Origin of the sequence: Streptomyces sulphureus DSM 40104 (genome assembly GCF_000381025.1) — a bacterium.
GTDB classification, from domain to species: domain Bacteria; phylum Actinomycetota; class Actinomycetes; order Streptomycetales; family Streptomycetaceae; genus Streptomyces; species Streptomyces sulphureus.
Window position 1 is genome coordinate 289,085 of sequence record NZ_KB905815.1, and the last position, 18,206, is coordinate 307,290.

Annotated in this window: 18 protein-coding genes; 5 read left to right on the forward strand and 13 right to left on the reverse strand. The window is 72.0% G+C overall.

Annotation, left to right across the window (positions count from 1 at the left end; all coding sequences use genetic code 11):
* Positions 1–43: 43 nt before the first annotated feature.
* Positions 44–574, forward strand: a complete 531-nt coding sequence (locus tag F603_RS0109360; protein WP_019545749.1) for an MSMEG_1061 family FMN-dependent PPOX-type flavoprotein — start codon at positions 44–46, stop codon at positions 572–574.
* 10 nt (positions 575–584) lie between these two features.
* Here F603_RS0109360 and hisF read toward each other — a convergent pair whose 3' ends face one another.
* From hisF to hisD, 8 genes are read right to left on the reverse strand one after another with little or no spacing between them, the layout of a single operon-like run.
* Positions 585–1,355, reverse strand: a complete 771-nt coding sequence (gene hisF, locus F603_RS0109365; RefSeq protein WP_019545750.1) for an imidazole glycerol phosphate synthase subunit HisF — start codon at positions 1,353–1,355, stop codon at positions 585–587.
* 48 nt (positions 1,356–1,403) lie between these two features.
* On the reverse strand, positions 1,404–1,778 hold the full coding sequence (locus F603_RS0109370) for a Rid family hydrolase (RefSeq protein ID WP_019545751.1): 375 nt from the start codon (positions 1,776–1,778) through the stop codon (positions 1,404–1,406).
* On the reverse strand, positions 1,775–2,506 hold the full coding sequence (priA, locus tag F603_RS0109375) for a bifunctional 1-(5-phosphoribosyl)-5-((5-phosphoribosylamino)methylideneamino)imidazole-4-carboxamide isomerase/phosphoribosylanthranilate isomerase PriA (protein ID WP_019545752.1): 732 nt from the start codon (positions 2,504–2,506) through the stop codon (positions 1,775–1,777). The genes F603_RS0109370 and priA overlap by 4 nt, the downstream gene beginning before the upstream one ends.
* A gap of 43 nt (positions 2,507–2,549) precedes the next feature.
* Positions 2,550–3,191: an imidazole glycerol phosphate synthase subunit HisH gene (gene hisH / locus F603_RS0109380; RefSeq protein ID WP_019545753.1), complete on the reverse strand. Its 642-nt coding sequence runs from the start codon at positions 3,189–3,191 to the stop codon at positions 2,550–2,552.
* Positions 3,188–3,379, reverse strand: a complete 192-nt coding sequence (locus F603_RS35070) for a hypothetical protein (RefSeq protein WP_158678631.1) — start codon at positions 3,377–3,379, stop codon at positions 3,188–3,190. Before F603_RS35070 ends, hisH begins: the two co-directional genes overlap by 4 nt.
* 7 nt (positions 3,380–3,386) lie before the next feature.
* Positions 3,387–3,980, reverse strand: a complete 594-nt coding sequence (gene hisB, locus F603_RS0109390; protein WP_019545754.1) for an imidazoleglycerol-phosphate dehydratase HisB — start codon at positions 3,978–3,980, stop codon at positions 3,387–3,389.
* Entirely contained in the window at positions 3,977–5,101 is a 1,125-nt protein-coding gene (locus F603_RS0109395; RefSeq protein WP_019545755.1) for a histidinol-phosphate transaminase, read from the reverse strand. The genes hisB and F603_RS0109395 overlap by 4 nt, the downstream gene beginning before the upstream one ends.
* A gap of 30 nt (positions 5,102–5,131) precedes the next feature.
* Positions 5,132–6,448 (reverse strand): histidinol dehydrogenase, encoded by a 1,317-nt coding sequence (gene hisD, locus F603_RS0109400; RefSeq protein WP_019545756.1) that lies wholly within the window; start codon positions 6,446–6,448, stop codon positions 5,132–5,134.
* Positions 6,449–6,758: 310 nt separating this feature from the next.
* Here hisD and F603_RS0109405 point away from each other — a divergent pair, with 310 nt between their 5' ends.
* The 3 genes from F603_RS0109405 (at position 6,759) to ybaK (ending at position 9,835) form a co-directional block, all read left to right on the forward strand.
* Positions 6,759–8,450, forward strand: a complete 1,692-nt coding sequence (locus F603_RS0109405) for a hypothetical protein (protein WP_026328267.1) — start codon at positions 6,759–6,761, stop codon at positions 8,448–8,450.
* A gap of 81 nt (positions 8,451–8,531) precedes the next feature.
* Positions 8,532–9,302: an LON peptidase substrate-binding domain-containing protein gene (locus F603_RS0109410; protein ID WP_019545758.1), complete on the forward strand. Its 771-nt coding sequence runs from the start codon at positions 8,532–8,534 to the stop codon at positions 9,300–9,302.
* Positions 9,303–9,340: 38 nt separating this feature from the next.
* Positions 9,341–9,835: a Cys-tRNA(Pro) deacylase gene (ybaK, locus tag F603_RS0109415; RefSeq protein WP_019545759.1), complete on the forward strand. Its 495-nt coding sequence runs from the start codon at positions 9,341–9,343 to the stop codon at positions 9,833–9,835.
* A gap of 43 nt (positions 9,836–9,878) precedes the next feature.
* Here the strand turns inward: ybaK and F603_RS0109420 are convergent, their stop codons facing one another.
* From F603_RS0109420 to F603_RS0109435, 4 genes are all read right to left on the reverse strand, one after another.
* Positions 9,879–10,565, reverse strand: coding sequence for a hypothetical protein (locus F603_RS0109420; RefSeq protein WP_026328268.1), 687 nt, complete (start codon positions 10,563–10,565; stop codon positions 9,879–9,881).
* Between the two features lie 97 nt (positions 10,566–10,662).
* Complete coding sequence (locus F603_RS0109425; RefSeq protein ID WP_026328269.1) at positions 10,663–11,481, reverse strand: ABC transporter permease; 819 nt, start codon at positions 11,479–11,481, stop codon at positions 10,663–10,665.
* Positions 11,482–11,545: 64 nt separating this feature from the next.
* Positions 11,546–12,547 (reverse strand): ABC transporter ATP-binding protein, encoded by a 1,002-nt coding sequence (locus tag F603_RS0109430; RefSeq protein ID WP_019545762.1) that lies wholly within the window; start codon positions 12,545–12,547, stop codon positions 11,546–11,548.
* An 80-nt stretch (positions 12,548–12,627) separates the two neighbouring features.
* Positions 12,628–13,869 carry an NYN domain-containing protein gene (locus F603_RS0109435; protein ID WP_019545763.1) on the reverse strand — a complete coding sequence of 414 codons (1,242 nt, stop codon included), beginning with the start codon at positions 13,867–13,869 and terminating at the stop codon, positions 12,628–12,630.
* Positions 13,870–14,235: 366 nt separating this feature from the next.
* Between F603_RS0109435 and F603_RS35350 the strand changes: the two genes are divergently transcribed.
* Positions 14,236–14,409 carry a hypothetical protein gene (locus tag F603_RS35350; protein ID WP_019545764.1) on the forward strand — a complete coding sequence of 58 codons (174 nt, stop codon included), beginning with the start codon at positions 14,236–14,238 and terminating at the stop codon, positions 14,407–14,409.
* Positions 14,410–14,488: 79 nt separating this feature from the next.
* On the opposite strand, the gene dnaE is transcribed toward F603_RS35350, so the two are convergent.
* On the reverse strand, positions 14,489–18,028 hold the full coding sequence (gene dnaE / locus F603_RS0109445; protein WP_019545765.1) for a DNA polymerase III subunit alpha: 3,540 nt from the start codon (positions 18,026–18,028) through the stop codon (positions 14,489–14,491).
* Between the last annotated feature and the right edge of the window lie 178 nt (positions 18,029–18,206).

Genomic DNA, 18,206 nt, shown 5'->3' on the forward strand with positions numbered 1-18,206 from the left:
GCCATCGCTCGTCGCCCCTTCCCCGCCGACCCACGGAGCGCCCATGCCCCACGCCCCGACGACCGCCCCCGCGACGCACCTCGGCGAGGGATACGCGGAGCTCCGCTCCGAGGAGGAGTTGACCGAGCTGCTCGGCACCCCGCACCCCATCGTCATCGAGAAGGTGCAGCCCCGTCTCGGCACCGCAGACACGGAGTTCCTCGGGCGCTCCCCGTTCTGCCTGCTCTCCACCGCCGACGCCGCCGGCAACTGCGACGCGTCGCCCCGCGGCGGCGACCCCGGCTTCGTCCACGTCCTCGACCCCGCGACGCTCGCCCTGCCGGACCGCCCGGGCAACCGCAGGGGCGACAGCTTCCGCAACATCCTGGAGAACCCGCACGTGGGCCTTCTCCATCTGGTGCCGGGCGAGAAGGAGATCCTGCGGGTCAACGGCCGGGCACGCCTCCTCACGGACGCGCCGTTCTTCGAGGCCATGGCCGTCCGCGGGACGCGCCCGAAGCTGGCGCTGCTCGTCGAGATCGAGGAGGCGTACCGGCACTGCCCGCAGTCGCTGAACCGCGCGGGCCTCTGGTAAAGGGACGGACTCAGCGCACCGTGTGGCCGGACTCCCGCAGGGTGCGCTTCACCTCGCAGAGCCGCAGGTCCCCGAAGTGGAAGACGGAGGCGGCGAGTACGGCGTCGGCGCCCGCGTCGATCGCCTCGGGGAAGTCGGCGAGGCGTCCGGCGCCGCCCGAGGCGATCACCGGGATCGCGACCCGGGCGCGGACGGCTTCGATCATCGGCCCGTCGTAGCCGTCCTTGGTGCCGTCCGCGTCCATCGAGTTGAGCAGGATCTCCCCGGCGCCCAACTCGGCGGCCCGCGCGGCCCATTCGACGGCGTCGAGGCCGGTGCCGCGGCGGCCGCCGTGCGTGGTGACCTCGAAGCCCGAGGGCGTCTGCGCGCCCTCCCGCGTGCGGCGCGCGTCGGCGGAGAGGACGAGCACCTGGCGGCCGAACCGCTCGGCGATCTCCCTGATCAGCTCGGGACGCGCCAGCGCAGCCGTGTTCACCCCGACCTTGTCGGCACCGGCGCGCAGCAGCCGGTCCACGTCCTCGGGCGTGCGCACCCCGCCTCCGACGGTGAGGGGGATGAAGACCTGCTCGGCGGTGCGGCGGACGACGTCGTACGTGGTCTCGCGGTCGCCGGAGGAGGCGGTGATGTCGAGGAACGTCAACTCGTCGGCGCCTTCGGCGTCGTAGACCTTCGCCATCTCCACCGGGTCGCCGGCGTCGCGCAGGTTCTTGAAGTTGACGCCCTTGACGACCCGACCGCCGTCGACGTCGAGGCAGGGGATGACGCGGACCGCCAGGGACATGAGGTACAGGCTCCTTGCAGGTTCTCGGAGTTGGGACGGGACAGGTGCTCAGCTTCCGCGGTACGCCTCCAGCTCGACCTCGACGAGCGCCCGAGTGTCCGCGAGCCCGGCGACCACCAGCGCCGTCGCTGCGGGACGTACGCCCGCGAAGAGCTCGCGGTGCGCCCGCGCGGCCTCGTCGAGGTCGCGCTCGTGGACGAGGTGGATGCGGGTGCGCACGACCGCATCGGTGCCGAGGCCGTACGCGCGGAGCGCCGAGAGCGCCTGCGCGAAGGCCGCCCTGGTCTGCTCGTACGGATCGCCCTCGCCGAGGAGGACGCCCTCCTCGACCGGCAGCGTCCCGCCGACGAGGACCCGGTCCCCGGCCGCGACGGCGCGCGCGGCGCCGAACCGCTCCGCGAAGGAGTCGGCGGGGGAGGTCATCCGGCCTCAGCGACGGCGGCCAGTGCCTCCTCCAGCGTGAACGCCCCGGCATAGAGCGCCTTTCCGACGATCGCGCCCTCGACGCCCTCGGGGACGAGCGAGGCGATCGCCCGCAGGTCGTCGAGGGAGGAGACGCCGCCCGAGGCGACGACCGGGCGGTCGGTTGCGGCGCAGACGTTGCGGAGCAGCTCCAGGTTGGGGCCTTTGAGGGTGCCGTCCTTGGCAATGTCGGTGACGACGTACCGTGCGCAGCCCTCGGAGTCGAGGCGCGCCAGCGTCTCGTAGAGGTCGCCGCCGTCCCGCGTCCAGCCGCGTCCGCGGAGCGTCGTTCCGCGGACGTCGAGGCCGACCGCGATCCGGTCGCCGTGCTCGGCGATCACCTTCGCGACCCATTCGGGCGACTCCAGCGCCGCCGTCCCGAGGTTGACCCGGCGGCAGCCGGTGGCGAGCGCGGCGGCGAGCGAATCGTCGTCGCGGATGCCGCCCGAGAGCTCCACCTTGATCTCCATCGCATGCGCCACCTCGGAGATCGCGGCGCGGTTGTCGCCCGTGCCGAACGCGGCGTCGAGGTCGACGAGATGGAGCCACTCGGCACCCGAGCGCTGCCAGGCGAGCGCGGCAGAGAGCGGGTCGCCGTAGGAGGTCTCGGAGCCGGACTCGCCGTGGACGAGACGGACGGCCTGGCCTTCCCTGACGTCGACGGCGGGGAGGAGTTCGAGCTTGCTCATCGGGGGCTGGTCCTCACGGTGCTGATCGGTTCGGAATGGCGGCTCAGAGAGTGGCGACCCAGTTCGCCAGCAGCCGGGCGCCCGCGTCGCCGGACTTCTCCGGGTGGAACTGGGTCGCCCACAGCGGGCCGTTCTCGACGGCGGAGACGAAGGGCGCGCCGTGCGTCGTCCAACTGACCTTGGGTGCGGCCAGCGCCGGGTTCGCCGTCTCCAACTCCCACTCGTGGACGGCGTAGGAGTGGACGAAGTAGTACCGCTCGTCGGCGGGAAGCCCGGCGAAGAGGCGCGAGTCCTCGGGCACGGTGACGGTGTTCCACCCCATGTGCGGCACCGTCTCCGCTTTCAGCGGGCCCACGGTGCCCGGCCATTCGTCGAGCCCCTCGGCCTCCTCGCCGTGCTCGATCCCGCGCGAGAAGAGCACCTGCATCCCCACGCAGATCCCGAGGACGGGCCGGCCGCCCGCGAGCCGCCGCCCGACGACCCAGTCGCCCCTCGCGGCACGCAGCCCGGCGATGCAGGAGGCGAAGGCGCCGACGCCGGGGACGAGGAGGCCGTCGGCCGCCATCGCCGCGTCGTACTCCTTGGTGATCTCGACCTCGGCGCCCGTCCGCGCCACGGCACGCTCGGCCGAACGCACGTTGCCGAAGCCGTAGTCGAAGACGACCACACGCTTGCCGTTGCTCATTCCCACACGTCCAACCGCAGCACACCGGCGAGGAGCGCCATCGCCGAGCAGATGCCGAGCAGCACCACCACGCCGGTGGGCAGCTTCTGCTTCCAGAAGGAGACCGCACCGCCGGCGAGGAAGAGGCCGACGAAGATCAGCAGGGTGGAGAGGCCGTTCACCGCCCCACCGGCTTCCGTATCGCGCACGCCACGGCTACAGCGCCCCCTTCGTCGAGGGGATGACCCCTGGCTGCCTCGTGTCGAGTTCACTGGCGTACCGCAGGGCGCGGGCCAGCGCCTTGAACTGGCACTCCACGATGTGGTGCGCGTTGCGCCCGTACGGGACCTCCACGTGGAGCGCGACCTGCGCCTGGGCCACGAAGGACTCCAGGATGTGCCGCGTCATCGTCGTGTCGTAGGAGCCGATCATGGGCGCCATGCCCTCCGGCTCGACGTGGACGAGGTACGGGCGGCCCGAGAGGTCGACCGTCACGCGGGCGAGCGACTCGTCGAGCGGCACCGCCGAGTTGGCGAAGCGCACGATGCCGCGCTTGTCGCCGAGCGCCTCCTTGAAGGCGGCGCCGAGCGCCAGCGAGGTGTCCTCGATGGTGTGGTGGGTGTCGATGTGCAGGTCGCCGTCGGTCTTGACCGTGAGGTCGAAGAGGCCGTGCCTGGCGAGCTGGTCGAGCATGTGGTCGTAGAAGCCCACGCCCGTCGATATATCGGCCTGCCCGGTCCCGTCGAGGTCGATCTCGACGAGGACCGAGGTCTCCTTGGTGTTGCGCTGCACGCGTCCCGTGCGGCTCATTGTGCGTTCTCCTTCATCACTGCGCGCACCGCATCGAGGAACGCGTCGTTCTCCTCCGGGGTCCCTGCGGTGACCCTCAGCCGGCCCGGGACGCCGTTGTCCCTGACGAGGACGCCGTGCGCGAGGAGCGCCTCCCAGACGGCGTGTGCGCCGCCGGGCCCGTCGAACCTGCCGAACTGGACGAAGTTGGCGTCCGAGGCGGTCACCTCGCAGCCGGCGTCGCGGAGTTCGGCGACGATGCGGTCCCGTTCGCTCTTGAGCTGCTCGACGTATCCGAGCAGGGTATCGGTGTGCTCCAGCGCGGCGAGCGCGGTGGCCTGGGTGACGGCCGAGAGGTGGTACGGCAGCCGCACCAGTTGCACCGCTTCCACGACGGCGGGGTCGGCGGCGAGGTAGCCGAGCCGCAGCCCCGCGGCGCCGAACGCCTTCGACATCGTCCGCGAGACCACCAGCGTCGGCCGGCCCTCCAGCAGCGGCAGCAGCGAAGGCCGGTGTGAGAACTCGCCGTACGCCTCGTCGACGACGACGAGCGCGCCGTGTTCGGGCCGCGCGCGCTGCGCCGCCTCGTGGAGCGCGACGACCGTCTCCTCCTCCACCGCCGTCCCCGTCGGGTTGTTCGGCGAGCAGACGAAGACGACGTCCGGGCGGTGGGCCTCGATCGTCCGCACGGCCGCTGCGACGTCGATGGTGAAGTCGTCGTTGCGCGGCCCGGAGAGCCAGCCGGTGCCGGTGCCGCGGGCGAGGAGCCCGTGCATCGAGTACGAGGGCTCGAAGCCGAGCGCGGTACGGCCGGGGCCGCCGAAGGTCTGGAGGAGCTGCTGGAGCACCTCGTTGGAGCCGTTCGCGGCCCAGACGTTCGCCTCGGTGACGGCGTGGCCCGTCATCCGCCGCAGGTAGCAGGCGAGTTCGGTGCGCAGCTCCACCGCGTCCCGGTCCGGATAGCGGTTGAGGGTGCGCGCCGCCTCGGTGACGCGCTCGCCGATCCGCTGCACCAGCGGCTCGGGGAGCGGGTAGGGGTTCTCGTTGGTGTTGAGCCGGACGGGGACGTCCAACTGCGGGGCCCCGTAAGGGGACTTGCCGCGGAGTTCGTCCCTGATCGGCAGTTCTTCTGTGGCTGTCACGTGCTCTCGGGTGCCTTTCCGACGGCGCCCTCAGGCGCCCTGCTGCTCGGGGAAGCGCGCGGTGACCGCGCTGCCGTGCGCCGGCAGGTCCTCTGCCTCGGCGAGCGCCACCACATGGTGGGCGACGTCGGCGAGGGCCTCGCGGGTGTAGTCGACGACGTGGATGCCGCGCAGGAAGGACTGGACCGACAGGCCCGAGGAATGGCAGGCGCAACCGCCGGTCGGCAGCACGTGGTTGGAGCCCGCGCAGTAGTCGCCGAGCGAGACGGGAGCCCAGGGCCCGACGAAGACGGCGCCGGCGTTGCGGACCCGCGACGCCCAGTGCGCCGCGTCCTCCGTCTGGATCTCCAGGTGCTCGGCCGCGTAGCCGTCGACCACGGCGAGGCCGTCCTCCAGCGAGTCGACGAGGACGATGCCGGACTGCCGGCCGCCGAGCGCCTCGGTGATCCGCTCCCGGTGCTTCGCCGCGGAGGTCTGCACCTTCAACTCGGCCTCCACCGCGTCGGCGAGCCGCTCGGAGGGGACGACGAGGACCGCGGCGGCGACCGGGTCGTGCTCGGCCTGGCTGATGAGGTCGGCGGCGAGGTGCGCCGGTTCCGCCGTCTCGTCGGCGAGGATCGCGATCTCGGTCGGGCCCGCCTCCGAGTCGATGCCGATACGGCCCTTGAGGAGCCGCTTGGCGGCGGCGACGTAGATGTTGCCGGGGCCCGTGACGAGCTGCGCGGGCCTGCACTCCTCGGTGCCGTAGGCGAACATGGCGACGGCCTGGGCGCCGCCGGCCGCGTGGACCTCGTCGACGCCGAGGAGGGCGCAGGCGGCGAGGGTCGTCGGGTGCGGGAGGCCGCCGAACTCGGCCTGCGGCGGCGAGCTGACGGCGAGCGACTCGACCCCCGCCTCCTGCGCGGGGACGACGTTCATGACGACGGAGCTCGGATAGACGGCCCGACCGCCCGGGACGTACAGGCCGACGCGCTCGACGGGCACCCACCGCTCGGTGACGGTGCCGCCGGGGACGACCCGGACCGTGGAGTCGGTGCGCCGCTGGTCGCGGTGGACGGTGCGGGCCCGCTCGATCGACTCCTCCAGGGCTGCGCGGACCCTCGGGTCGAGCTGCTCCAGCGCCTCGTCGAGAGCGGCCTGCGGCACGCGGACGCTGCTCTGCGTGACGCCGTCGAACCGCTGCGCGTACTCGCGGAGCGCCGCGGTGCCGCGATGGCGCACGTCGTCGCAGATCGGCCGCACCTTCTCCAGGGCGGCCTCGACGTCGAGTTCGGCACGGGGCAGCAGCTCGCGCGCGCGGGCGTCGGAGCCCGGCGCGGAGCCGCGCAGATCGATTCGGGAGATCACGACTCCAGTCTCTCAGACACCGCGCGAGTCCCGGACATCGTTCCATCCTTCGGTACACCTTCGTGTACACCCCGTGCACAGGCGGGCGCCGACCGCTGCGCGAGGCGTCCCGCGGACCCCCACCGTTCCCGCCGTTCACGCCAACCGGTCGCCGGCGCAGGCCACTTGGGGACACGGGGCGGCTAACGTAGCGCAACGAACCGTCCGTCACCGGGTGCTGCGGTGTGTAGCCGGGAGTGGCGGGCGGAATCACCAGAGGAGAGCGGGGTCACTCGGAGCGACCCCGGCAGAGGCTAAGGGGTTGCGCTACGTGACCGATCCGCAGAGTGCAGGGGACCCGCCCGCGGGGCTGTCGCTCTCGACGGCCGAGTGGGCGCTGTGGCAGGCGTTCCGCAACGGCAGCACGCTCGACCTCCGCAGCGGACGCGCGGAGCACGACGATCCCAACGGCGACGCCGAGTGGGGCCCGGAGCGCACCGTGCGCGCCCGCGTCGTCGCGCTGCTCCTGCTCCACGGCCCCGCCGCGCTGCTGGGCCGTGTGACCTCGCTCCACCTCGTCGGCGCCCAGGTCAGCGGGTGCCTCGACCTCTCGGGCGGCAGCGTCGACCCGTTCTTCGAGTTCCGCCACTGCCGCTTCCAGGACGAGGTGCGGATGCCCGAAGCGCACGTGCGCACCGGCAGGTTCGTCGACTGCTACCTGCCGAGGCTGGAGGCCGCCCGCCTCACCACCGAGGGCGACCTCCACCTGCCGCGGTGCAGCATCCCCTCCGGTATCCGCCTCACCGACGCGGTGATCGGCACCGATCTGCTCCTCAACCAGGCCACGATCGGCAGCGCTCCGAGGGACGGCGCCCTCCCCGCCCCCTCCCCCGCCGACGCCGTGCACCGGCCGACGCGGCTGCCGGCCCGCGCCCGGGCCATCGCTGCCGACGGCATCAGCGTGGGCCAGGAGCTCCAGGCGAGCCTGTTACGCACCGACGGCGAGGTGAGCCTCCGCGGCGCGACGATCGGCTCCTCGCTGGAGATGCTCGGCACGGTGCTGCGCAACCGGCACGGCCGACACGCGCTCTACGCACCGCAGTTGACGGTCGAGCAGACGGCGAGCTTCGCCGACGCGCACCGCAGCCAGGCCGCGCACCTCCAGGGCACACCGACGAGCGCCATGCCGGTTGCGACCGGCGGGCGCGTCGTGCCGCGGGACGCGCGCTGGCGCACCAAGCGGTTCGAGTGCACGGGCGGGATGGTCCTCGACGACGGCAGGTTCGGCTCCGCGCTGATGATCGAGAACGCCCGCTTCGTCCTCCAGCGCGACCAGGAGCTCTCGCTGCGTCGCATCACGGCGCCCGAACTCGCGTTCACCCCGCAGCCTCCGGAGCGCGGCCTCGTCGTCCTCTCCGGCGCCACCGTCGAGAAGCTGCTGGACCGGGTGGGCAGTTGGCCGGACGGGCAGCGGCTGTGGATGGCCGGCTTCAGCTACCGGCACGCGATACCGAAGGAGGGGCACTTCAACGTCCGGGAGCGCCTCGCCTGGGTCGCCTCCGCCACCCCCGAGTACAGCCCGGAGCCGTACGAGCAACTCGCCACCGTCTACCGGCAGAGCGGCGAGGACACCAACGCGCGCACCGTCCTCCTCGCAAAGCAGCGGCGCAGGCGCGAGACGCTGCCGCTCGTCGGCAAGGTCTGGGGCTACCTCCAGGACTGGACGGTCGCCTACGGCTACCGTCCTGCGCAGGCCGCCGTGTGGATGGCGGTGCTGTGGGCGTCGGGGGCCCTCTACTTCGCCGGCCATCCGCCCACCGAGGTCGTACCCGAGGAGTCTCCGCAGTGGAACGCACCGCTCTACGCGCTCGACCTGCTGCTGCCCGTGATCAGCTTCGGGCAGGACACCGCCTGGGACCCTCCGGGGAACGGGCAGTGGGTCGCGGCCCTGATGATCGTGCTCGGCTGGACGCTCGCCACCACGGTCGCCGCCGGCGCCACCCGCTTGCTGCGCAGGCAGTGACGCCGAGCCGGCCGCCTGTCGGGCAGCAGGCTGCCGGCACGGTCGCCACAGCCGCCCCGTAAGGCTTTAGGCTTACCGGTCGTGACCACCGCGCTTCCGCTCTTCCCGCTCAACTCGGTACTCTTCCCCGGCCTCGTGCTGCCGCTGAGCGTCTTCGAGCCCCGGTACCGCGCGCTCGTAGGCGACTTGCAGGCGCTTCCCGAGGGGCAGCCGAGACTCTTCGGCGTCGTCGCCATCAAGGACGGGTACGAGGTGGCACCGACCGCCGTCGGCCTTCCCGACTCGGCACCGCCCACCGGCACGGAACCGGCCGCCGGCTTCGGCGAGGACCCGATCCGCGCCTTCCACGAGATCGGCTGCATCGCCGACGCCTCGACGATCCGCGAGACCGCCGGCGCCCTCGAGGAGGAGGAAGCCGAGACCCCGGCCGAGCGGTTCGAGGTCCTCGCCACCGGCACCACGCGCTTCCGGCTCCACTCGGTCGACGCGAGCGGCCCCTACCTCACCGGCGAGATCGAGGAGCTTCCCGAGGAGGAGGGCGACGGTGCCGGCGCGCTCGCCTCCGGGGTGCTGCGGGCCTTCCGCTCGTACCAGAAGCGGCTCGCGGGCGCGCGCGAGCGGACCCTCGCCGAGGATCAGGAACTCCCGGACGAGCCGTCCGTCGTCTCCTACCTCGTCGCCGCCGCCACGATCCTCGACGTCCCCACGAAGCAGCGGCTCCTCCAGGCGCCCGACACCGCGACGAGACTCGCGGACGAGCTGCGCCTCCTGCGCCGCGAGACCTCGACGATCGCCAAGCTCCCCTCGGTCCCCGCCGTGGACCTGACCAAGTCGCCGACCAGCCCCAACTGACCCGCCGCCGACGCGAGTCGACCGCAGGAGAACCGTCCATGGCGAAGAAGAAGCAGGCCGCCGCGCCGACCCCCGCGGTGGCCGCGGCCACCGCCGCAGGCGTCGCCTTCACCACCCACGCGTACGCGCACGACCCGGCAGCACCCTCCTACGGCGGCGAGGCGGCCGAGGCGCTCGGCGTCCCGCCCGCGCAGGTCTTCAAGACGCTCCTCGCCGAGGCCGGAGGGGAGTTGACGGTCGCCGTCGTGCCCGTCTCCGCCTCGCTCGACCTCAAGGCGCTCGCCTCGGCGGCCGGTGCCAAGCGCGCCGTCATGGCAGAACCCGACGCCGCCGAGCGCGCCACGGGGTACGTCCTCGGGGGCATCTCCCCGCTCGGCCAGCGCCGCCGGCTGCGCACGGTCCTCGACTCCTCGGCGGCCGCACTCCCCACCGTGCACGTCTCGGCGGGCCGCCGCGGCCTGGAGATCGAGCTGGCCCCCGACGACCTGGCACGTCTCACCGACGCCGTTTTCGCACCGATCGCCCGGTTCTGAACCCACAGCCGATCGGCGTGCGGGGCACGGGAGTTCGGGCGCCTCAGGCGGACGGCTGCGGCTGTCCGTGCGCCTCGCCGCCCGGCTCGTCCTCGCGCTCGACGAAGACCGCGGTGAGCAGGAGATGGACGAGGACGGCCGCGAACGGCCAGGCGAGCAGTGCGCCCTTCGCCTGGAGGCGGAGCGGCGCTTCGAAGGTGGCGTTCTTCCCCGCCTCGGCTGCCGCCTTCGCGAGATCCTGCTCGGGCCCGAGGACGGTGCCGACGCCCCAGGCGAGCAGCGAGGCGAGCAACCCGCCGACGGCGAGCCCGACGGCGAGCCCCATCCCCCCGCGCCTGCGGACGAGGAAGAGGACGACGCCGCTGACGGCACCGAAGGCGAGCCCCACGAGCGTGAACACTCCGTCGGCGCCCACGGCTTCCTCGCCCTCGGGGTCCTTGAGGTAGACCGCTCCGCCGTCCGTGAGGAGCGGGACGCGCGGGGCGAGCCAGAGCCAGAGGAGGCCCAGCAGCACGCCCGTGACGCCGACGGCGAGCGCGCAGAGCGCCCCGTCGCGCAGTTCCCTGCGGACGTCCACCGGCTCGGGCGGCGGGGCCGCCGCACCCCAGGCCGAGTGCGTGGCGCCCTGGTCGGCCGGGGAGGGAGGCGGTGTGGCGGGGCCGTAACCCCACGCGGGCTGCGGAGGGCTGGAAGAGTCGGGGCGGTGGGGCTCAGGCGTCGGTGCGGTCACGGACGCCATCGTGCCAGGCCCGACGGCGGGCGCGTGGGGCGACCCGGAAGCGGATGGCCGGCACAACCGTCGGCGCGCGGCCGTCGGCGCACAACCGTCAGCGCGCGGCCGCCCAGCGGTACGCCCGCGTCGCGACGGCGAGCGAGACGAACCCGACCGCCGCGCACACGCCGAGGTCCACGAGGATCGCCCCCCAGGCCGGGCTCGGCGTGAAGGTGGCCGCGAGCGCCTCGACCCCGTAGGTCGACGGCAGCAGGTCGCGCAGCCACTGCACGGGGAGCGGCAGCCGCTCCGGCGGCAGCACCCCGAGCAGCAGCGCCGCCGACATGCCCAACTGTCCGCAGAGCGTCGCGAGTTCGGGACGCGGCGCGAGGAGCCCCAGTGCGGCTCCGAGACCGGCCAGCGCCGCACCCGCGAGCGGGATGACGGCCGCGAGAATCCACAGCCCGGCGAGCGGGAGCTGGAAGAGGACGCTTCCGGCCACGGCGGTGAAGACGACGCCCGGCACCGTGAAGGACGCGTACGCCCCCGCCGTCCCGAGGACGACGGACGCGGGCGGGGCCGGCAGCGTCGCGTAGTGGTCGAGGCCGCCGCCCGCGCGCAGCCGGCCGAAGTACTGCGCCAGCAGGTTGAGTCCGACGAACGCCACCACGAGCACGCTCGCGCCCGAGACGACCGCCCGCGCCTCGTCGCCGCCGTCGACGACCCCGCGCATCAGGACCATGATGCCGAGCGACTGGAAGGTCGCGACGAAGAGCAGCGGAATCCGCGAGACCCTCGCCCGCGACAGTTGTGCCCGATAGACGGCGGCGAGCGCGGGGACGAACCCCGCGCCGGGCGCGAGCACGGCCTGTTCCGGCTCGGCTCGCCGCGGTCCTGCGGTGGTTGCGGCTTTCTCCGTCGCGGTGGTGCTCACACCCTGCCCCTCGTCGTCGGCCGGCTCGCCCACTCGTCGCACACGGCGCCGCGCTCCGGCCTGCTCACGCCTTCACCAGGCCCTCGCCGCTCCCGCCGAGCGCCAGGTAGACGTCCTCCAGGCTCGGCGTCGCCAGCGTGAAGTCGTCGAGCGCGGCGAACGCCTCCCCTCCCGTGACGGCGGTGACCGCCGAGCGCGCCTGCTCGGGCGGCAGCCGCAACGTCCACCTGCGCCCCGACACGGCGGCGCTGCCGTGGAGTTCGGCGACCTCGGGGACGTCGAGCGGCGCGCGTTCGCGCCACACGAGCTCGAGCCGCACGTCGTCCCCGACGAGCGCCTTGAGCCCGCCGGGGGTGTCGCAGGCGATCACCCTGCCCGTGTCCATCACGGCCACCCGGTCGAGCACCGTCTCCGCCTCGATCACGTTGTGCGTCACCAGCACCACGGTGGTGCCCCGCGCCCTGCGCCGGTCGACGGCGGCCCACACGGCGCGGCGGGCGTGCGGGTCCATGCCCGTCGTCGGCTCGTCGAGGACGAGGAGCGGGCGGTCGCCGACGAGCGCGGCGGCGCAGCAGGCGAGCCGGCGTTGGCCGCCGGAGAGGCGGTTGAGCGGGCGGTCCCGGAGCACGGTGAGGCCCAGCTCGTCGAGGACGGCGTCGGACTCCGCGACGGCCGCGGCGGCGTCGAGGCCGCGGAGCCTCGCCGTGGTCTCCGCCGCGAGGCGGACGGTGAGTTCGTCGAGTGCCGTGGACTCCTGACCGAGGTAGGCGAGGAGCCGGGCCGCCCGCGCGGGGTGGCGTACGAGGTCGTGGCCGAGGACGCGGATCGTGCCGCTGTCGGGCCGCAGCAGACCGGTGAGCTGGCGCACGAGTGTGGACTTGCCCGCGCCGTTCGGACCGAGGAGGCCGAAGATCTCACCGCGGTGCACACGGAGGCTGACGCCGTCGCTCGCCCGCACCTGCGGCACGGCGGGGGCGCCCCGGCGGACGCGTCCCTGCCGGTACGTCTTGACCAGCTCCCCCAGCTCCACGGCGACCTGCGCGGGTGCCGACTCCACGCTCTCCACCGCCTGCCGAGTGCCCGATTCCACGAACCACGAGGGTACGCGCCGCCGCCGCGCGCACGGCCGTCAGCCCCCCGCCGGGGTCACTCGCCGGCGGGGGCGTGCTCGGAACGGGCTCCGGTGAGGTCGTCGACCTGGCGCCAGAAGCCTGCCCGGATCGCGTAGCGGTCGTGCTCGTCGATCTGGTCGTCCTTGTGCGCGAGCAGGCCGAACCGTGCGGCGTAGCGCAGGAGTTCACCGTCGATGCGGTGCGGGATGCGGGGGTACTCGGTGGAGAGGCGCTGCACGTCGCTCCGGTTGGTGAGGCGTTTGAGCCAGCGGCGCGCGAAGACCTGCCCGACCTCGAAAGGGTCGCCGCTCACCTCGGTGATGTCCTCCTCGCGGTCGGCCCACCGCTGCTCGGCCGAGGTGAGTTGGGCGAGCATCGGCAGCCCCGCGGTCTCGGACGACTCGCCCGGGGTGCGGTCGACCATGCCCTTGTCCGACGACCAGCGCAGGGTGGCGCTGGGGAGGACGCCGTTCGCCGCCGCGGCGCGGCTCAGTCCTGCGAGGTCCTTGGGCGTGGGCACGCCCTGGTTCTCGGCACGGGGCGCGGGGGCCTGGCCCGCCTCCGCCGCCGGCTCCGCGCTGCCGTGCTCGGATCGGGGCGCCTCGTCGGCGAGTTCGGCCCTGCGGTTGCCGGGGGCGCTGCCGTTCTTCGACGTCTCGGGGAGCGGCGCGGAGAGGATAGCGGCGATCTCGGGGCGCGGCTCCTGCGGTGCGCAGGGCGCGACCGGTTCCTTGGCGCGGGCGACGCCTGTGAGCCAGGTGCGGTCGAGGACGCGGCGCTCGTCCGCCTCCGCGACGAGGTCCTCCGACTGGTTGTAGTCGCCGTCGGCGGCCTGCACCGCCCACAGGTGGACGGCGACTCCGTGCTCCTTCGCCGACATCAGCCCGGGCAGCAGGTCGCCGTCGCCCGTCACCAGCACGATGTCGGAACAGGCCCGGTTGCGGGCGAGTTCGGTGAGCTCGGCGTGCATCGCCGCGTCGACGCCCTTCTGCGCCCAGCGCCCGTCGGTGCGGGTGAGCGCGCCGAGCCGGACGGTGACGCGGGGCATCACGCGCAGCCGGCGGTGCTCGGGTTGGGGGACGCGGTCCGGGGCGCCGTCGAACCAGTAGATGCGGAGCAGGGAGCAGCCGGTGTCGCGTTCGGCGCGCTCGCGGAGGCCGGCGACGAGCGCCGCGTGGTCGACGCTGATCCGGGAGCGCACCGGCTCGCCGGCGAGGAGGCTCGCCGCAGCTCCCAACAGGTACCCGGCGTCCACCAGGACAACGCAGCGGTTCACGATCCACCCACTCCCGTCGGCATGTCCCACCTGGGCTGCCTGCTTCGAGGTCTCCCAAAGCTTTCTTCGGGTTCTTCGAGTCTGCCCGAGCGTACGGGTGTTAGCAGCCCGCATCGAACGTCGGCGTGGCGTTGTGGCCACCGGTTCCGGCCTCCCGATCGCCCCAAGTGCCGCCGTGCCGGCCCCGCGAGGGCACGACAGGGCAACCCACGCAGCCCTCGAGCGCGCACTTCGCCGCAGCCCACCCGCCGCAGAGAAGCAGACTTTGCCCGCTTTACCCAGAAACCATCCGACATGCAGACTTTCATCCCTCGTGCAACGCTTGCCGTGGTCGACCGGTTCGAGGTCCCCAGGAGGCGAACGGACATGGCCAAGCACAACAAGCAGCGCAAGCAGGCCGCGCAGAAGCAGGGACGCAGCAGCGCGGAGGAGGACCAGGAGCGGATGCAGGGCTCGACCGACGAGCAGCCGCAGTCGAAGGCGCAAGGCAGCCCGGCCGACGTGGCGCGGAAGCACCAGCGACGGTTCGGCCACAACTGACCGCCGGCGCGGCGGCAACGAGGCGGGCGGGCGCACCCGGTGGGGATGCGCCCGCCCGTCGTGCCGTTACCGAGCGCCCTCAGCCGGCCACGCAGGACTGGCCGAGGAGCGCCTTGAGGTCGCCGTAGAGCGCGGTGTCCGCGGTGACGCGGTGGCGGTCGAGCCGCAGCACCGTCGTCTTGCGGGCGCCCTGGAGCTTCAGCCGCACCTCGCTGGAGCCGCGGTGCTGCGCGAGCACCTCGTCGAGCTTCTCGACGAGCGGGGGCGTGACCCGCAGCGAGGGGATGGTGATGGTCACGGGGGCCGAGGCGCCGACGTCGGTGAGGTCGGGGATCATCAGCTCCATCCCGACGAGCCGCGGGATGTCCTCGCGCTTGTCGAGACGGCCCTTGACGAACACGACCGCGTCCTCCACGAGTTGGGTGGAGACGAGCTGGTAGCTCGCGGGGAAGAACATGCAGTCGATGGAGCCCGCGAGATCCTCGACGGTGGCGATCGCCCAGGCGTTGCCCTGCTTCGTCATCTTCCGCTGGAGGCCGGAGATGATGCCGCCGATGGTCACGATCGAGCCGTCGGCGTAGTCGCCGCCCGTGAGTTGGGAGATGGCGGCGTCGGCCTTGTCGTTGAGGACGTGCTCCAGGCCGAAGAGCGGGTGGTCGGAGACGTAGAGACCGAGCATCTCCCGCTCCTGCGCGAGGAGGTAGGTCTTCTCCCACTCCTCGTCGGTGAACTCGACGTCGAGGCCGAAACCGGGGCCGCTCTCCGTCTCGCCCCCCATGTCTCCGAAGAGGTCGAACTGGCCCTCCGCCTCCTTCCGCTTGACCTGCACCACGTTGTCGATCATCGGCTCGAAATGTGCGGTGAGGCCCTTGCGGGTGTGGCCCATCTCATCGAAGGCACCCGCCTTGATGAGGGACTCCACCGTCCGCTTGTTGCAGACGACGGCCTCGACCTTGTCGAGGAAGTCCGGGAAGGAGGAGTACTTCCCCTTCGACTTGCGGGACTTGACGATGGAGTCGACGACGTTCTGGCCGACGTTGCGCACCGCGGTGAGGCCGAAAACGATCGTGGAGTCGTCCCGCGAGGTGAAGTTGGCCTCGGACTCGTTGACGTTCGGCGGCAGCACCTGGATGCCCATCTTCCGGCACTCGTTGAGGTAGACCGCCGACTTGTCCTTGTCGTCGCGGACCGAGGTGAGCAGCGCGGACATGTACTCGGCGGGGTAGTTGGCCTTCAGGTAGGCCGTCCAGTAGGTGACGAGCCCGTACGCCGAGGAGTGGGCCTTGTTGAACGCGTATCCGGCGAACGGCACGAGGACGTCCCAGACGGCCTGGATCGCCTCGTCCGAGTAGCCGTTGTCCCGCATGCCCTTCTGGAAGTTCACGAACTCCTTGTCGAGAACCTCCTTCTTCTTCTTGCCCATCGCACGGCGGAGGAGGTCGGCCTGACCCAGGCTGTACCCGGCGAGCACCTGCGCGGCCTTCTGCACCTGCTCCTGGTAGACGATGAGGCCGTGGGTGATGTCGAGGATCTCCTTGAGCGGCTCCTCGAGCTCCGGGTGGATCGGAGTGGTCTCCTGCTGACCGGTCTTGCGCAGGGCGTAGTTGATGTGCGAATTCATGCCCATCGGGCCCGGGCGGTAGAGGGCCGAGACGGCGGAGATGTCCTCGAAGTGGTCGGGCCTCATCATCCGCAGCAGCGAGCGCATCGGCCCGCCGTCGAACTGGAAGACGCCCAATGTGTCGCCGCGCTGGAGGAGTTCGAAGGTCTTCGGGTCGTCGAGCGGGAGGTCGAGGAGCTTGAGGTCGACGTCCTTGTTCTTCCTGATCATCTTGACGGCGTCGTCCATGATGGTCAGGTTGCGGAGGCCGAGGAAGTCCATCTTCAGCAGGCCGAGCGACTCGCAGCTCGGGTAGTCCCACTGCGTCACCACGGTCCCGTCGTTCTTCGGGGAGAAGACCGGCGCGTGGTCGATGACGGGCTCGCTCGACATGATGACGCCCGCGGCGTGCACGCCCATCTGCCGCACGAGGCCCTCGATGCCCATCGCCGAGTCGATGACCTTCTTGACGTCGGGTTCGTTCTCGTACATCCCGCGGACCTCGCCTGCCTCGCTGTACCGCGGGTGCTCGGGGTCGGTGATGCCGGAGAGCGGGATGCCCTTGCCGAGGACGTCGGCCGGCATCGCCTTGGTGATGCGGTCGCCCATCGCGTACGGGTAACCCAGCACGCGGGAGGCGTCCTTGATGGCGGCCTTCGCCTTAATGGTGCCGTAGGTGCCGATCATGGCGACCTTGTCGGCGCCGTACTTCTCCGTGACGTAGCGGATGACGTCGCCGCGCCTGCGCTCGTCGAAGTCGATGTCGACGTCGGGCATGGTGACGCGCTCGGGGTTGAGGAACCGCTCGAAGATGAGGCCGTGGATCACCGGGTCGAGGTCGGTGATGCCCAACGCGTAGCTGACGATGGAACCGGCCGCCGAGCCGCGGCCGGGGCCGACCGCGATGCCGTTCTCCTTCGCCCACATGATGAAGTCGGCGACGACGAGGAAGTACCCGGGGAACCCCATCGAGATGATGACGTCCATCTCGTACTCGGCGAGCTTCTGGCGGTCCTCGGGGACGCCCGCCGGGTAGCGGCGGTGCATCCCGCGCTTGACCTCCTCGCGGAACCAGGAGACCTCGTCGTACCCCTCGGGGACGTCGAACTGCGGCATCAGGTTCTTCGGCTCGAACATGCCCGACGTGTCGATGCGCTCCGCGACGAGTAGCTGGGTGTTGCGGCAACCCTGCTGCCATGCCTCGGAGTTGTCGATCGCGTACATCTCCTCGGCGGACTTGAGGTAGTAGCCGGCGCCGTCGAAGCTGAAGCGGTCGGGGTCGGAGAGGTTGCTGCCGGTCTGGATGCACAGCAGGGTGTCGTGGGCTACGGATTCCCTCTCGTACGTGTAGTGCGAGTCGTTGGTCACGACGAAGGGGGCGCCGATCTTGCGGGCGATCTCCTCCAGACCGGCGCGCGCCCGCTTGTCGATGTCGATGCCGTGGTCCATCAGCTCGACGAAGTAGTTCTCCTTGCCGAAGATGTCCTGGAACTCCCCGGCAGCCTTCACCGCCTCGTCCATCTGCCCGAGCCGGATCTTCGCGGAGACCTCGCCCGAGGGGCAGCCCGTGGTGCCCATGAGGCCTTCCGCGTACTCGGAGAGGAGTTCGCGGTCCACGCGCGGCTTGCGGAAGAAGCCCTCCAGGCTCGCGCGGGACTGAGCGCGGAAGAGGTTGTGGAGTCCTGTGGCGTCCCTCGCCCACATCGTCATGTGCGTGTAGGCGCCGTTGCCCGCGACGTCGTCCCGCTTCTGGTGCGGGGTGCCCCACTTGACCGGGCGGGTGTTCTTGCGGTGGTCAGGCGCGACGTACGCCTCGATGCCCATGATCGGCGTCACACCGGCGTCCTTGGCCTGGTGGAAGAAGTCGTAGGCGCCGTGCAGGTTGCCGTGGTCCGTCATCGCGATGTGGGACATGTTCATCTCGTTGCAGGCGTTGAACATGTCCTTGAGCCGTGCCGCTCCGTCCAGCAGCGAGTACTGGGTGTGCACGTGCAGGTGTGTGAACGGCTGCTGGGTCACGTGAGGGGCACCTCCGGGCGCGGATGGGCTGCGGCGGTTGTGGAGTCTACGACCCGGCGCCGACACCGCAGGCGCACCCACCACGGTCGTGCGCCGGCCCCGCGCCACCCGACCGTAACCGAGCTCGTGCGCTCCTCTCACGCCCCTTTTACGCTTCCCCGTGGCAGACTCGGGTGGC